Source organism: Parageobacillus galactosidasius (assembly GCF_002217735.1).
GTDB classification, from domain to species: Bacteria; Bacillota; Bacilli; order Bacillales; family Anoxybacillaceae; genus Parageobacillus_B; species Parageobacillus_B toebii.
In genome coordinates this window covers 1,324,564-1,339,357 of sequence record NZ_NDYL01000002.1, presented here as the reverse complement: position 1 = coordinate 1,339,357, position 14,794 = coordinate 1,324,564, and the positions used below count along the sequence as shown (strand labels likewise).

Sequence of the window (14,794 nt, the reverse complement as noted above, 5' to 3'; positions counted from 1 at the left end):
GACGTACTCATAGTTTTTAGAAGCAAACAATGTTATAATGATGAAATATGAGAATACATATGCCAAATGAAATAAATGGCAAAACTAGATGAACGTCATATACTGTCTTACAGATAGACGATTGTTGGAGGGCTTAATTATGACAGTTTACCATTTTGTTGGCATTAAAGGAACAGGAATGAGCGCTTTAGCGCAAGTTCTTCATGATATGAACTATACGGTCCAAGGTTCAGATGTCGAGAAGCGTTTTTTTACCCAAAAAGCATTAGAGGAGCGGGGAATTCCCATTTTGCCCTTTAACAAAGAAAATATTAAACCGGGCTATACGGTGATTGCAGGCAATGCTTTTCCTGAAACGCATGAAGAAATACAAGCTGCTCATGAATTAGGAGTGCCTGTGATCCGGTATCATCGCTTTTTAGGGGAATTTTTGCAAAAGTTTACAAGCATTGCGGTTACGGGATCGCACGGAAAAACATCGACGACTGGCTTGCTTGCACATGTGATGCAAGGGGTGCATCCAACATCATATTTAATTGGTGATGGAACGGGAAAAGGGATAGAAGGAAGTAAATATTTTGTATTTGAGGCATGCGAATACCGCCGCCACTTCTTATCCTACTTTCCAGATTATGCAATCATGACAAATATTGATTTTGATCACCCTGATTATTTTGCCAATATCGACGATGTATTTTCAGCGTTTCAAGAAATGGCGCTGCAAGTGAAAAAAGGGATTATCGCTTGTGGGGATGATGAATACTTACAAAAAATTCAAGCAAAAGTGCCGGTGTTGTTTTACGGATTTGGGGATGATAATGATTTCCAAGCGCGCAATGTGGTGAAAACAACAGAAGGAACAGCGTTTGACGTGTTTGTCCGCAATACGTTTTTTGCTTCGTTCGAAATTCCGCGCTTTGGCGACCATAACGTATTAAATGCGCTTGCCGTCATTGCGCTTTGCCATTATGAAGAGATGGATGTCCGCATTATTCAAGAACGATTAAAAACGTTCCAAGGCGTAAAACGCCGTTTTAGCGAAAAAGTGCTTGGCAATCAAATTTTGATTGATGACTATGCGCATCATCCGCGGGAAATTATCGCAACGATTGATGCGGCGAGACAAAAATATCCGGGGCGCGAAATTGTTGCGATTTTTCAGCCGCATACGTATACGCGAACACAAACGTTTTTGCGGGAATTTGCGGAAAGCTTGCAGCAAGCTGACCAAGTATATTTATGTGATATATTTGGCTCTGCGCGCGAGCATCATGGCAAATTATCGATTCATGACCTGCAGGCGCAAATTCCGAATTCCCGTCTCATTCAAGAAGATAATACATCTATATTAAAACAGCATGAAAACGCGGTATTAATTTTTATGGGCGCAGGAGATATTCAAAAGTTTCAAGAAGCATACGAGCGGACGGTTCACTCATAATTTGGTGCTTTTTAGTAAAAAAAGAAAAACGAGCTAGGCATCCACTTGCCGGCTCGTTTTTTATCGCCAAATTTATCAGCTCACATTGTGAATAAATAAGCATGTCTCGTAGGAAATTTCACCGCCTCGATATCCTGAAGGCTGCTTATTATGACCATGCCGCGATGAATGAGCGTTATGCAATGCCCTTGTTGGAAATGGAAACATTGATTTCGCATCATTTTTTGAATGAATATACTTGCAGGAATTTGTCGGATGGATGTCGAACGTTTGAAAAGGGAAAAATGTGGAGAACCCAAAACGGCTGCTAGCAAGGAGGAAATTAAGTGGAAATCATTTTATATGCCAGCATCGCGTTGATTGCCATCTCTTTTTTCATATTAGTCATTTATATCGCAAGGACATTAACGGTATTGCAGGAAACGATCCGACGCTTAACGGCGACCATTGACCATTTAGACAAAGAAGTGCAGAGCATTACGACGGAAACGGCACAGCTGTTAAAGAAAGCGAATGCGCTTGCTGATGATGTTCAGAAAAAAGTGGAAGGATTGAATTCGCTTGTCCATGCCGTAAGTGATGTCAGTTCTACCGTTCAGTCGTTCAACCATTCGCTGCAACAATTTTCTTCCTCTGTGACAAAGAAAGTAGATGCATACCAAGAAAAAGTAGTAAAAGTAATGCAATGGGGAAATGCTTTTATGGAAATATGGGAAAAATGGAAGGAAAGGAAGCAAAAAAAGACGAAGGAGGCTATATTTGATGGCAAAAAATAATGGAGGATTTTTGTTAGGAGCGATTGTCGGCGGAATTGCTGGTGCGGTGACGGTGATGCTATTGACAAGCGAAAAAGGAAAACAATGGCTCGCTGAAATCAATGAAACAGGAAAATTAGAGCCGATGAAAACAACAGCAACAGAATGGTTAGAAGTCGCCAAAGAAAAAACGAAAGAAGTAACGAAATTTATTCCAATTGGAAAAACGGACGAGAAGCTATCTTCTTCTGAATCTACAACAACGTCGGAAACATCGGTCATCCCGATTTCGGTGCCAGCGAGCGAAAAGGATAAAGAAAATATAGAAAAATTGTTGAAAGAAGCAGAAGAAGCGTTCCATGATGCGGAGCAAAAACTGCAAAAACAAAATGAAACGGAGTGAGCAAAGTGGGAAAGAAGAAACTGGAGACGATTGAACAATTTCAAGAAGTGTTAAAAGAGGGGAAACGGTTTTTATTCATCAAACATAGTCTTACATGCCCAATTAGTCAAGCAGCGTTTCAAGAGTATGAAAAATTCTCAGCCGACTATCCGGAAGTGGATACATATTATTTGTTTGTGCAAGAGGCGCGTCCACTTTCGAACTATATCGCTGAAACGTTTGGTGTGAAACATGAATCTCCGCAAGCACTTTTGTTTGAAAATGGATCTGTCGTGTGGCATACATCGCACTGGAATATCACATATGACTCTCTAAAAAAAGAAGTAATACAAGCATGAATGGCGTCTTTGGCCGAAGACTCCATTTCTAACATATAGCTGTAAAAGACATGCACCTCCAAGCGTTTACGAAAGGATGGTGCATGTCCTTTTTTATTGTCCATTGGCGTTTGTTTCCGAGTGATTCAGACACTTTTTATGCAATTCTCATAAAATATCTTATGCAATTTCTTATAAAATACTTTATTGCTTAAAAGCGTTTAATAAATAAAGTATTTTTTGATGACAACTGCTTCTGTTTCCATTATAATAATGACTAATTAAAAAATAATAACCACAAAGTCCGTGACTGGAGTCATCCGGATAAGGTGGAAAACGGTTTTGAACTAAACTGCACGAAAGAAAGGATGGGAAAGCATGAGCAATAAGAGATTAGATGAGCTGCGGGCAAAGGTGGATGAGATTAACTTACAAATTTTAAAATTAATTAATGAACGAGGGAGACTTGTTCAAGAAATTGGAAAAATCAAGGAAACGCAAGGAACATATCGTTATGACCCAGTGCGTGAACGGAAAATGCTTGATTTAATTTCTGAGCACAACGATGGACCATTTGAAACATCGACATTGCAGCATATTTTTAAAGAAATTTTTAAAGCTGGTCTTGAACTGCAAGAAGATGATCATCGTAAAGCATTGCTTGTATCGCGCAAGAAGCATCCGGAAAATACGATTGTTGATGTAAAAGGCGAAAAAATTGGCGACGGCAACCAATATTTTGTGATGGGACCGTGTGCGGTCGAAAGTTATGAACAAGTTGCGGCTGTTGCAAAAGCGGTGAAGAAACAAGGATTAAAACTTCTTCGCGGCGGTGCGTACAAACCGAGAACATCGCCATATGATTTCCAAGGACTAGGCGTGGAAGGATTAAAAATTTTAAAACGAATTGCCGATGAGTTTGACTTAGCTGTGATTAGTGAAATTGTCACCCCTGCGGATATTGAAATAGCGCTAGACTATATTGATGTGATTCAAATTGGTGCGCGCAACATGCAAAACTTTGAGCTTTTAAAAGCGGCAGGCCAAGTGAACAAGCCAATTTTGTTAAAACGCGGGCTAGCGGCAACGATTGAAGAATTCATTAATGCGGCAGAGTACATTATGTCGCAAGGAAACGGTCAAATTATTCTTTGTGAACGCGGTATTCGCACATATGAGCGCGCGACAAGAAATACGTTGGATATTTCTGCGGTGCCAATTTTAAAGAAAGAAACACACTTGCCTGTATTGGTTGATGTTACTCATTCAACAGGCCGTCGTGACTTATTAATTCCTTGTGCGAAAGCAGCGTTAGCAATTGGCGCGGATGGAGTAATGGCAGAGGTACATCCAGATCCAGCGGTTGCATTATCGGATTCGGCACAACAAATGGATATTGCTCAATTTAATGAATTTATGGAAGAAATAAGAGCGTTCCAGCGGCAAATGGTAAAAGCATAATAGAATTCAACGTCCCCCTTCAGCAATTCTCTGAAGGGGGAATTTTCTGTTTACTGCCATTTGGGTTGTGATGTTTTTTGGAATGTACGTTTCGCTTTCCAAGATGTAACGCGGATTTCCTGAACTAATTTTCGTGAATGCATTATTTTATGAGAATTTGTGTTCGGTTGCAAAATATATCGGAAACGGAATGGAAATGGACCATAAAGTTTATCATTGTTCATAGGTTGGGTATGATATACATAGAAAGTTTTCCTCAATATTAGTGAATTGTTTGTGAAAACATTTGCAAAATAGTTGCCAATTCGTTGCGATTCATCCATAATGTATCGTATGATATTTTTGCATAAACGGATATTTGTTGTTATGAAAATAACAATCGATGTTTATTTATAAAAAAGAGGAGTGAAATCAATGAATGTAACGATTTACGATGTGGCACGAGAGGCAAACGTGTCGATGGCGACCGTGTCTCGTGTCGTGAATGGAAACCCGAATGTGAAGCCATCAACAAGAAAAAAGGTGTTGGAAGCGATTGAACGTCTAGGCTACCGGCCAAATGCGGTTGCACGGGGACTTGCTAGCAAAAAAACAACGACCGTTGGGGTTATTATTCCTGATATTTCTAGCATCTTTTTCGCGGAATTGGCACGTGGAATTGAAGATATTGCCACGATGTACAAATATAATATCATTTTAAGCAACTCTGACCAAAATAAAGAAAAAGAATTGCATTTGCTCAATACGATGCTCGCTAAACAAGTGGACGGCATTTTGTTTATGGGTGGAAACATTACCGAAGAGCATGTCAATGAGTTTCAGAAATCACCTGTGCCAATCGTGTTAGCCGCAACGATTGAACCAAATAATACCATTCCATCAGTCAACATTGATTATGAACAAGCTTCCTTTGAAGCGGTTACTTATCTTGTAGAAAAAGGAAACAAGCGGGTCGCCTATGTGACGGGACCGACGGATGATCCAATCAATCAAAAGAAATTGGCGGGCTACCGTCGCGCTTTAGAAACGCATGGAATAGCCTATGACGAAGAGCTTGTAATTGAAGGAGATAACTCCTATGATTCCGGCATTGAGGCATACGAAAAAATCGCTGAATTAGCCGAGAAGCCAACCGCTGTTTTTGCTGGAACTGATGAAATGGCGCTTGGCATTATCCATAGCGCGCAAGATCATGGCGTTCGCATTCCGGATCAATTAGAAGTGGTCGGTTTTGACAATACACGGCTTGCGACAATGGTTCGTCCTCGTTTAACGACGGTAGTGCAGCCGATGTATGACATCGGTGCGGTTGCGATGCGTTTATTAACTAAATATATGAATAAGGAAAACGTCGAAAACCATATCGTCGTGCTGCCGCACCGTATTGAATATCGTGACTCAACGAAATAACGAAAAGGGGCTATCATTTTTGCTAAGCCCCTTTTTGTTTTTTTATGAAGATGATAAAATATCATTTATTAGAAATAGTTTGATCGGTTGATTTTTGTCGCTGACTGCGAATTGGATATAACGCTTTTTCTACCGTTTGAGCATTTTTTTCGGTAATTTCCGCTTTTCGTGGAATCGGTGGATATAGTGGTTCCGGATCATCCCATTCTTGCGGCAATGGGACAGGAGAACGCGATTGCCATTTATCAAGCCATGGCTTCGGTAATTTTCCGGAAATATTCGATTGTTCTGTCATTTCTAGCCAAATAAGCGCCCATGCCCGCGGAACGACGCGCCAAATATCGTAACCGCCGCCGCCAACTGCGATCCAACGCCCGTCACAATATTCGTGAGCGATTTGATGGGCGAGTTTCGGGATTTCACGGTATGTTTTCATCGTTACGGACAAATGAGTAAGCGGATCGTAATAATGAGCGTCCGCTCCGTTTTGCGTGAAAATCACATCGGGCCGGAAAAATTCCGCAATTTCTCGAAGCGCTTGTGTATAAGCGTCAAGCCATGATTCATCTTCTGTAAACGCATCTACTGGAATGTTAAATGAGTACCCATATCCTGCCCCGTGTCCGCGTTCATTCACACCTCCTGTTCCGGGAAATAGGTAGCGGCCTGTTTCATGAATGGAAAACGTACATACATTTGGATCATCATAAAATGCCCATTGGACGCCGTCTCCATGATGGGCATCCGTATCAACGTAAAGAACGCGGAGTCCGTATTTTTCTCGAATATACTTAATGGCGACAGCGCTATCATTGTAAACGCAAAAACCGGATGCTTTGCCGCGAAAGCCGTGGTGAAGCCCTCCGCCTAAACTTAACGCATGCTTTGCTTTTCCGGATAGCACATAATCGACTGCAGTTAATGTGCTTCCTACCAACAAAGCGCTTGCCTCGTGCATATTTGGGAAAATTGGCGTATCTTCTGTCCCTAGTCCGTAGTTTAAGGCTACCTGTTCAGGCAACTGGCCTTTTCCAGCTGCTTTGACCGCTTCAATATATGATTGATCATGAATTAAGGCAAGTTCTTCGTCCGTTGCGACTCTTGGTGTGACAATTTGTTCATCTTCTAATGCATTCATCGCGCGCAATAAATCGTATGTGAGTTTAACGCGAAGTTGGTTAAACGGGTGCTCATCATGAAATTTATACCGAAGGAAATCATCACTGTAAATAAATACACAATCTTTTTTCATGACGAAACCCCCGGTAAGTTTGGCCATAACACCGTATAGCCAGCATTTTTTAGATCGTTAATAATTCCAATCGGATTCATTGTCTGCACGCGGAAGACAAGAATTTGGTAGTTTTCGTCTTCGTCAGGATATAAAAGAACGCTGGAAATATTCGTATGTCTTTTGGCGATAATAGCGGCCGCTTTGCTTAACATGCCGCTTTCATTAGGCACTTTCACTTCAATTTGTGAACTAGGTTGATGTGCCCCCGTAAGCTGAATAAGCGTATATAATAAATCTGTTTCCGTCACGATGCCGACAAGTTTGCCGTCTTGGACGATAGGTAAACAGCTGATTTTATGCTCGTAAAACAGCGCTGCTACTTCTTCCACAAAATCGAGCGGATGTCCGACGATGACGTCTGTTTTCATAATCGTGCTGAGCGGTTTTTGTAAATCTTCGAGATGTTCGTGAAGACGAAAAATAGAAGGGCTTGCATCGCGAAGATCTCGATCTGTTACAATGCCGATAACATGGTTTTCGGCATCAACAATCGGAATATGGCGAATGCGCAGTTGTCGTACTAACTGAATCGCTTCTGCAATCGTATTTGTCGGCTGGAGTGTAACGACAGGAGTTTTCATAATTTGTTCGACAATCACTGATTCCTCTCCCCTTTGTTGTCAAGAAAGATTTTTAATACATGTACCGATTCATAAAGCGAAGGCGATCGAATTTTTGGATAGATTCTTGATCGACCCGTTTGCCGATGCGAACCATTAAGCAGTTAGCCGGATGGGAACAAATTTCAGGATCATCCGTTGCATACCAAACAAGCCCGCCGGCGTTCATCATTTTCTCCATTAATTTCCGGTATTCCCATACATTTAACCCCGTCCCTTTTAAATCCCAATGCCAGTAATATTCTGTTGTAATAATAATGTAATCTTCCATTGCATCATCCATCATCGATACAATCAATAAATTTTTTCCTACCCCATAACCGCGAAACTCCGGGATGACTTCAATTGCGCCTAACTCGATTAAATTTTCCATGTTTCCTTGTGACCAACGTTCAAGCGGGTCGGGATAAAGAAACGTAACATAACCAACAATGGTTTGGTTATGACGGGCGATAATGATTCTTCCTTCTGGCAGCTTTGCGATTTCAATGAGTGCTTTATGTTGCTGCGGCGGCTGGCGGAATGATGTCAAATCGTGATGAAATTCGTAACTTGCTAGTTTTTCAGCAGATACTGGCCCCTCAATAATTAATGTCCCTTTTGGGGTTTTTAATTCTTTCGCATTATACGTTTTTTTATGTTCCATAGAGCACCACCTAGATTTGTCTTTCTGCTAACATTATACATGAAAAAACGACTGGAAGCCCGGTTTCAAAAAAAGTTCACAAAAAATAAAAAGAAAATTTTTAAAAAATTGAGAATTCATAAGAGATATACTATAATAGGACTGTAACCACTTACATAAGGGGGAGTCAGAGAATGAAAACGGAAGTACTACCGGTCATACAAGGGGACTATAATTTAAAAAATTATGAAGAAACATATAAAAATTTTGATTGGAAAGAAGTAGAAAAGGAATTTTCGTGGTTTGAAACAGGCCGGGTCAATATGGCGTATGAAGCGATCGACCGCCATGCGGAAACGTTTCGAAAAAATAAAGTAGCTCTCTATTACCGTGATGCATCGAGAAATGAAAAGTATACATTCAAAGAAATGAAAGAAATGTCCAACAAAGTTGCAAACGTGCTAAAACAAGTAGCAGAGATTGAAAAAGGAGACCGCGTATTTATTTTTATGCCGCGCTCTCCGGAATTGTATTTTTCTGTATTAGGAATCATTAAAACAGGCGCGATTGTTGGTCCGCTGTTTGAAGCGTTTATGGAAGGAGCGGTGCGCGATCGGCTTGAGGATAGTGGAGCGAAGGCAATCATCACGACACCGGAACTGTTGCCGCGGGTTCCAGTCAATGATCTGCCTGAGCTGAAATACGTTTTTCTTGTCGGGGATAACATTGTGGAAGAAGGTCCGTATATTGACTTAAAGAAACGAATGAACGAAGCGAGCAAACATTTTGACATTGAATGGGTAGATCGCCAAGATGGACTTATTTTGCATTATACATCTGGTTCTACTGGAAAGCCAAAAGGGGTTTTGCACGTTCACAATGCAATGATTCAACATTATCAAACAGCAAAATGGGTGCTTGATTTAAAAGAAGACGATATTTATTGGTGTACAGCTGACCCTGGTTGGGTAACGGGAACGTCATATGGTATTTTCGGTCCTTGGTTGTGTGGCGCTTCAAGCGTCGTTATTGGAGGACGTTTTAGCCCGGATGCATGGTATCAAGCGATTCAAGATTTCGGCGTAACCGTGTGGTATAGTGCACCAACGGCATTTCGCATGTTGATGGGAGCCGGCGATGAAATTGTCAAAAAATATGATTTAAGCTCACTTCGCCATATTCTCAGTGTTGGAGAACCATTGAATCCAGAAGTCATTCGCTGGGGGATGAAAGTATTCGAGCGACGCATTCATGATACATGGTGGATGACAGAAACAGGCGCTCATCTTATTTGTAACTATCCTTGCATGGAAATTAAGCCGGGGTCGATGGGGAAACCGATTCCTGGTGTAAAAGCAGCCATTGTTGATGATCAAGGAAATGAGCTGCCGCCATATCGTATGGGCAACTTAGCGATTAAAAAAGGATGGCCGTCGATGATGAAAACGATTTGGAATAACCCACAAAAATATGAATCGTACTTCATCGGCGATTGGTACGTTTCCGGCGATTCCGCCTATATGGATGAAGACGGATATTTCTGGTTCCAAGGTCGTGTCGATGATGTGATTAATACATCTGGGGAACGTGTTGGTCCATTTGAAGTAGAAAGCAAGCTAGTGGAACATCCAGCGGTGGCGGAAGCCGGGGTTATCGGTAAGCCAGATCCGGTGCGCGGGGAAATTATTAAAGCGTTTATTTCGCTTCGGGAAGGATATGAACCATCAGAGGAATTGAAAGAAGACATTCGCCAGTTTGTCAAAAAAGGATTGGCGGCACACGCAGCGCCGCGGGAAATTGAATTCCGCGACAAACTGCCAAAAACGCGAAGCGGAAAGATTATGCGCCGCGTCTTAAAAGCTTGGGAACTCAACTTGCCGACAGGGGATTTATCGACAATGGAAGACTAAGAAAAAAGCTGATCGATATGATCAGCTTTTTTTAATGGTTCTTCGAAGGGCTATCTGATGTTTTCTTTTTTCCTTGATTTTGTACAGCGGCATTTTGTTCAGAAATGATGTTCGATGGTGGGGATTCATTGCCGCTTATATCTACTGCTGTCACATAATATGTTGCTTTTGGCTGTAGATTGGAAAATGTTAAAGATTTTCCAGCTTTAACGATAGAGACAACACGAAACGGCGCTCCTTTTTGTTCCGCACAATATACACGATAGCCAATGACGTCGTTTTCGTGGTGCGGCTTCCAACTTATTGTTTCATTGGTTAGTTGGACGGTAGGCGGGTCTGGACGTTTTCCGTTTTCTTTCATTTCGCTAACCAATAATGTTCCGTTCCACTCGGCGGAGTTTATATTGTAGATTCCTAGTTCTTTGAGCAATTTTTTATTAAGTATGACCCCGCTTGAAACAAACTCGCTCGGCGTTGTATTAAGCGCGATGTACCGTTTGCCGTTGACTTCAACAAAGCGTCCTTCGATTAAATATTGGTCCTTACTTTGCTTTGGGGTGAATTTTGTATTATATAAATCATAGTTGACTAATCCAGCTTTTTCGCATAAATCAGATGGAACGAACCCTGAAACTGTACAATATGCACGACGGACGATGCCGCCTGGCATATTGAATCGCGTTTTTGGAGCGATTAGCTGCGGCTTTACATCATAAGCCGCATTCATTAGTTGTGCCCATAATAGCTGGGTTCGTTTGCTATAGGATAACCCTTTATATTTTAGCTGCAGCGGTGCCGGAGTATCATATCCCATCCAAACGCCAAATGTAACGTTCGGATTTGTTGCAACAAACCATGAGTCCTGATTATTTTGTCCTGTTCCCGTTTTCCCAGCCCAATCCGCTTGGAATTTTAAATAATACGGGAGAGAGGACGCTGTGCCGTGTCGAATAACGTCTCTCATCATATCAATCATTAAATAAGATGTTTGTGGAGAAAAGACGGGAACGGGCTTACTTTGATGTTCGTAAATGACTTGTCCATCTTTCGATACAATTTTTTCAATTAAATACGCATCGATAAATGTTCCGTAATTCGCAAATGTGGCATAGGCGTTGACATTTTCTTCTACTGTCACTCCTTTATTCGTTCCTCCGATCGCCAAGGCGACGTGGTTTTCTTCTGTTTTTGCCACACTGGTAATGCCCATTTTGTGCAAATATTCTACTGGATGTTGATTCATGATCTTCATATATGTTCGAATCGCAGGAATGTTATAAGAATACTGCAAGGCGCGTCGAGCGGTGACTAAACCGTGTGTTTTTCGGTCCGCATTTTTTGGAGTGTAATAACCTTTACCTGTCTTGATGCGTAATTCTGTGTCTGGGATGACGGAACCGGGCTGAATAATGCCCATTTCCATTGCTGGCGCATATACGAGCAGCGGTTTCATTGTCGAACCGTTTGATCGATATGCTTGTGTGGCGTGATTGAGCTGCTCTCGCCCGTAATCTCTGCCGCCGACAAAGCTAATAATTCTCCCTGTCTTATTTTCAATAAGGATTGCACCGACTTCGACAGGTTCCCGCTTTGCAACCGTTTTGCCCGTCTGTTGATCTTTTACGTATTGAATAATGTCGTCGCCGTAATATTGATAATTTGCAACTACTTTTTGCATGCGATCGTAAATATTTTTGTCAATCGTTGTGTAAATGTTATACCCGTTTTGGCGAAGCTGTTTTTCTGCTTTTGCTAAATAGCGTTCATAAAGAGATGCGTCTTGCCATAACTGCTGTTTCTCATACCTATCTTTTTTGGCTAAAACTTCCGCTAGCGCTTCTTTCGCACGCTTTTCAATTTCCATCGTGAGCCACGGATATTTCTCAAACGGTGATGGCTTCGGTGGCGCAAAATGTTTGGCGATATCATATTGCAGCGCTTCTTTATATTGCTTTTCGGAAATATAGCCTTCCTGTTTCATGCGTGTTAACACCGTTTTCATGCGATGCAATGCTGGGGATAAATCTTTTTTCACTTTTCCATCGCTTGTAAATGGCGTATAAACGAAAGGGCTTTGCGGAAGGCCGGCTAAAAATGCTGCTTGGGCTAGATTTAAATCTTTCGCATTTACTCCAAAAACGCCTTGGGCCGCTGCTTGGATGCCGGCAATGTTGCGCCCGGATGAGTTTCTGCCGAATGGAACGACATTTAAATATGCCTCTAAAATTTCATTTTTGCTAAAAAATTTTTCGAGGCGAAGCGCAAGCAATATTTCTTTCGCTTTCCGTTCAAACGACGCTTCATTGGTTAATATTTGATTTTTCACAAGCTGTTGCGTTAGCGTGCTTCCGCCTGTTTGCATTGCAGAGTTGGTAGCTTCTTGAAAAAGCGCCCGGATAATTGCTTTTGGAACAATACCGTGATGTTCGTAAAAATATTCGTCTTCTGTTGCGATTATTGCTTTTATGACGTAAGGGGAAACATCTTTCAATTTTACTTCTTCTCTCTCTAAATCCGTGCGGAAATTTCCAAGATAAACGTTATTGGCGAAGTAAATATGCGTTGTTTCCTCATAGTTGTAAATATCTGTTTTCATTTCTTGATACGAAGGAAGCGGCATATCTTTTACTAAAAAAGCAAAATATCCGGCGCCAAGACCGACCGCAAAGCAAATGGCGCATAGTGCGAAAATAAGAAAAATAAGAAAAAGATTCCAACATACTTCATATGTAATGAGAAAATAGCGCCATGCTTTCTTTAGGGAAAACGTTTGTTTTATATGCTCCATGGGCATTCCCCCTATATAAACAACAAATAAATGTAAACACAGTATATCATATTTTTTGTTGAATATTGCGGCTTTTTGTCATTTTTCTTTCATTATAAATGCGATTTGATTCGGTTTGACAAATTTATGAGAGTATGATAAAAACATGTATATCAAAAACGATATACATAAAAGCGATGACAGGAACGAGTAGTGTTTATCTCCCTGTTTCAGAGAGCTAGTGGTTGGTGTGAACTAGCACATAGATAAACACGAATTACCTCCTCGAGCAGCTTTTGCGAACGGATTGTCCAAGTAGCAAAAGACGGCATTTGCCGTTATCGAAATGAAGTGAGAAAGCGCTATGCTTTCTAAGTAGGGTGGTACCGCGATGTCAATCGTCCCTTCAGTTTAAGGGGCGATTTTTTTATGAAAAAATAAAAAAGGGGTGGATCAAATGGACTTGTTGCAAGAGTTGGAATGGCGCGGATTAATTAACCAAGTCACGGATAAGGAAGGGCTTCAGAAATTACTAAATGAGGAAAAAGTGACGCTATATTCCGGATTTGACCCTACGGCGGACAGTTTGCACATCGGACATTTATTGCCGATTTTAACGCTGCGCCGATTTCAGCTAGCTGGCCATCGTCCAATTGCGCTTGTTGGCGGTGCGACCGGGCTAATCGGAGACCCAAGCGGAAAAAAAAGCGAGCGTACATTAAATGCAAAAGAAACGGTGCAACAATGGAGTGAACGCATTAAAGAACAATTGTCAAGATTTTTAGATTTTGATGCGAAAGAAAATCCGGCGAAAATCGCCAACAACTATGATTGGATTGGTTCGCTTGATGTGATTACTTTTTTGCGCGATGTTGGAAAAAACTTCGGGCTAAACTACATGCTGGCGAAAGAATCGGTGCAATCGCGCATCGAGACAGGCATTTCGTTTACGGAGTTTAGCTATATGATTTTACAATCATTGGACTTCTTAAAACTTTATCAAAACGAACAATGTCGTTTGCAAATTGGCGGCAGTGACCAATGGGGAAATATCACAGCAGGATTAGAGTTAATCCGAAAAACGGAAGGAGATGCAAAAGCGTTTGGATTAACCGTTCCGCTTGTTACCAAAGCAGATGGAACAAAATTCGGGAAAACAGAGAGCGGAGCCATTTGGCTTGATCGGGAAAAAACGTCTCCATATGAGTTTTACCAATTTTGGATTAACACAGACGACCGTGATGTCATTAAATATTTAAAATACTTTACGTTCTTATCGAAAGAAGAAATTGAAGAGCTAGAAAAACAATTGCAGAAAGCTCCGGAACAGCGTGCGGCGCAAAAAGCGTTAGCCGAAGAAATGACGAAACTTGTCCATGGAGAAGAAGCCTTGAAGCAAGCGATTCGCATTTCGGAGGCGCTCTTTAGTGGAAGTGTGTCACAATTAACAGCCGAGGAAATTGAACAAGGGTTTAAAGACGTTCCTTCTTTTGAATATGAGGGAGAGGAAGTTCCGTTAGTGGAACTCCTTGTCATGGCGAAGATTGTGCCATCGAAACGGCAGGCGAGGGAAGATATTACAAACGGAGCGATTTACATCAATGGTGAGCGCATACAAGACGTCAATGCAGTGATTACAAAAGAAAACCGCATCGAAGGACGTTTTACCATCATTCGCCGCGGAAAGAAAAAATATTATTTAATTCGCTACCAATAAAAAAACCCGGGAAGACCGGGTTTTTTTATTGGTAGATGATCACAAAACAGAAAAAATCCCTCCAGAATCATATC

At 41.4% G+C, this 14,794-nt stretch carries 12 protein-coding genes and 1 other annotated feature; of the genes, 8 read left to right on the top strand and 4 right to left on the bottom strand.

Annotation, left to right across the window (positions count from 1 at the left end):
• Positions 1 to 139 precede the first annotated feature (139 nt).
• From murC to ccpA, 6 genes are all read left to right on the top strand, one after another.
• Positions 140 to 1,441, top strand: a complete 1,302-nt coding sequence (gene murC, locus B9L23_RS16295) for a UDP-N-acetylmuramate--L-alanine ligase (RefSeq protein WP_062679259.1) — start codon at positions 140 to 142, stop codon at positions 1,439 to 1,441.
• Positions 1,442 to 1,767: 326 nt separating this feature from the next.
• Complete coding sequence (locus B9L23_RS16290; RefSeq protein WP_015864833.1) at positions 1,768 to 2,217, top strand: DUF948 domain-containing protein; 450 nt, start codon at positions 1,768 to 1,770, stop codon at positions 2,215 to 2,217.
• Entirely contained in the window at positions 2,204 to 2,599 is a 396-nt protein-coding gene (locus B9L23_RS16285) for a YtxH domain-containing protein (protein WP_081188737.1), read from the top strand. Before B9L23_RS16290 ends, B9L23_RS16285 begins: the two co-directional genes overlap by 14 nt.
• A gap of 5 nt (positions 2,600 to 2,604) precedes the next feature.
• Entirely contained in the window at positions 2,605 to 2,937 is a 333-nt protein-coding gene (gene ytxJ, locus B9L23_RS16280) for a bacillithiol system redox-active protein YtxJ (RefSeq protein WP_062755000.1), read from the top strand.
• 357 nt (positions 2,938 to 3,294) lie between these two features.
• Positions 3,295 to 4,377 carry a bifunctional 3-deoxy-7-phosphoheptulonate synthase/chorismate mutase gene (locus tag B9L23_RS16275; protein ID WP_015864830.1) on the top strand — a complete coding sequence of 361 codons (1,083 nt, stop codon included), beginning with the start codon at positions 3,295 to 3,297 and terminating at the stop codon, positions 4,375 to 4,377.
• 414 nt (positions 4,378 to 4,791) lie between these two features.
• A complete protein-coding gene (ccpA, locus tag B9L23_RS16270) occupies positions 4,792 to 5,787 on the top strand; it encodes a catabolite control protein A (protein ID WP_062754998.1) in 996 nt (331 codons plus the stop codon).
• 61 nt (positions 5,788 to 5,848) lie between these two features.
• On the opposite strand, the gene B9L23_RS16265 is transcribed toward ccpA, so the two are convergent.
• The 3 genes from B9L23_RS16265 to B9L23_RS16255 are packed head-to-tail and all read right to left on the bottom strand — an operon-like array spanning position 5,849 to position 8,347.
• Positions 5,849 to 7,039, bottom strand: a complete 1,191-nt coding sequence (locus tag B9L23_RS16265) for an acetoin utilization protein AcuC (protein ID WP_015864828.1) — start codon at positions 7,037 to 7,039, stop codon at positions 5,849 to 5,851.
• Entirely contained in the window at positions 7,036 to 7,680 is a 645-nt protein-coding gene (locus B9L23_RS16260) for an acetoin utilization AcuB family protein (protein ID WP_062754995.1), read from the bottom strand. The genes B9L23_RS16265 and B9L23_RS16260 overlap by 4 nt, the downstream gene beginning before the upstream one ends.
• A 34-nt stretch (positions 7,681 to 7,714) precedes the next feature.
• Positions 7,715 to 8,347: a GNAT family N-acetyltransferase gene (locus B9L23_RS16255; RefSeq protein ID WP_015864826.1), complete on the bottom strand. Its 633-nt coding sequence runs from the start codon at positions 8,345 to 8,347 to the stop codon at positions 7,715 to 7,717.
• 173 nt (positions 8,348 to 8,520) lie between these two features.
• Here B9L23_RS16255 and acsA point away from each other — a divergent pair, with 173 nt between their 5' ends.
• Complete coding sequence (gene acsA, locus B9L23_RS16250) at positions 8,521 to 10,236, top strand: acetate--CoA ligase (protein ID WP_062754993.1); 1,716 nt, start codon at positions 8,521 to 8,523, stop codon at positions 10,234 to 10,236.
• 31 nt (positions 10,237 to 10,267) lie between these two features.
• On the opposite strand, the gene B9L23_RS16245 is transcribed toward acsA, so the two are convergent.
• Complete coding sequence (locus B9L23_RS16245) at positions 10,268 to 13,024, bottom strand: transglycosylase domain-containing protein (protein ID WP_089098021.1); 2,757 nt, start codon at positions 13,022 to 13,024, stop codon at positions 10,268 to 10,270.
• A 167-nt stretch (positions 13,025 to 13,191) separates the two neighbouring features.
• Positions 13,192 to 13,412, top strand: a binding site (T-box leader).
• A 48-nt stretch (positions 13,413 to 13,460) separates the two neighbouring features.
• Between B9L23_RS16245 and tyrS the strand changes: the two genes are divergently transcribed.
• Positions 13,461 to 14,720: a tyrosine--tRNA ligase gene (gene tyrS, locus B9L23_RS16240; RefSeq protein WP_089098020.1), complete on the top strand. Its 1,260-nt coding sequence runs from the start codon at positions 13,461 to 13,463 to the stop codon at positions 14,718 to 14,720.
• Positions 14,721 to 14,794: the final 74 nt, after the last annotated feature.

Bases quoted from the DNA above. Each gene is read 5' to 3' on its own strand.
- murC (WP_062679259.1), top strand. From the start codon at position 140: ATGACAGTTTACCATTTTGTTGGCATTAAAGGAACAGGAATGAGCGCT.
- B9L23_RS16285 (WP_081188737.1), top strand. From the start codon at position 2,204: ATGGCAAAAAATAATGGAGGATTTTTGTTAGGAGCGATTGTCGGCGGA.
- B9L23_RS16275 (WP_015864830.1), top strand. From the start codon at position 3,295: ATGAGCAATAAGAGATTAGATGAGCTGCGGGCAAAGGTGGATGAGATT.
- ccpA (WP_062754998.1), top strand. From the start codon at position 4,792: ATGAATGTAACGATTTACGATGTGGCACGAGAGGCAAACGTGTCGATG.
- B9L23_RS16265 (WP_015864828.1), bottom strand. From the start codon at position 7,039: ATGAAAAAAGATTGTGTATTTATTTACAGTGATGATTTCCTTCGGTAT.
- B9L23_RS16255 (WP_015864826.1), bottom strand. From the start codon at position 8,347: ATGGAACATAAAAAAACGTATAATGCGAAAGAATTAAAAACCCCAAAA.
- acsA (WP_062754993.1), top strand. From the start codon at position 8,521: ATGAAAACGGAAGTACTACCGGTCATACAAGGGGACTATAATTTAAAA.
- B9L23_RS16245 (WP_089098021.1), bottom strand. From the start codon at position 13,024: ATGGAGCATATAAAACAAACGTTTTCCCTAAAGAAAGCATGGCGCTAT.
- tyrS (WP_089098020.1), top strand. From the start codon at position 13,461: ATGGACTTGTTGCAAGAGTTGGAATGGCGCGGATTAATTAACCAAGTC.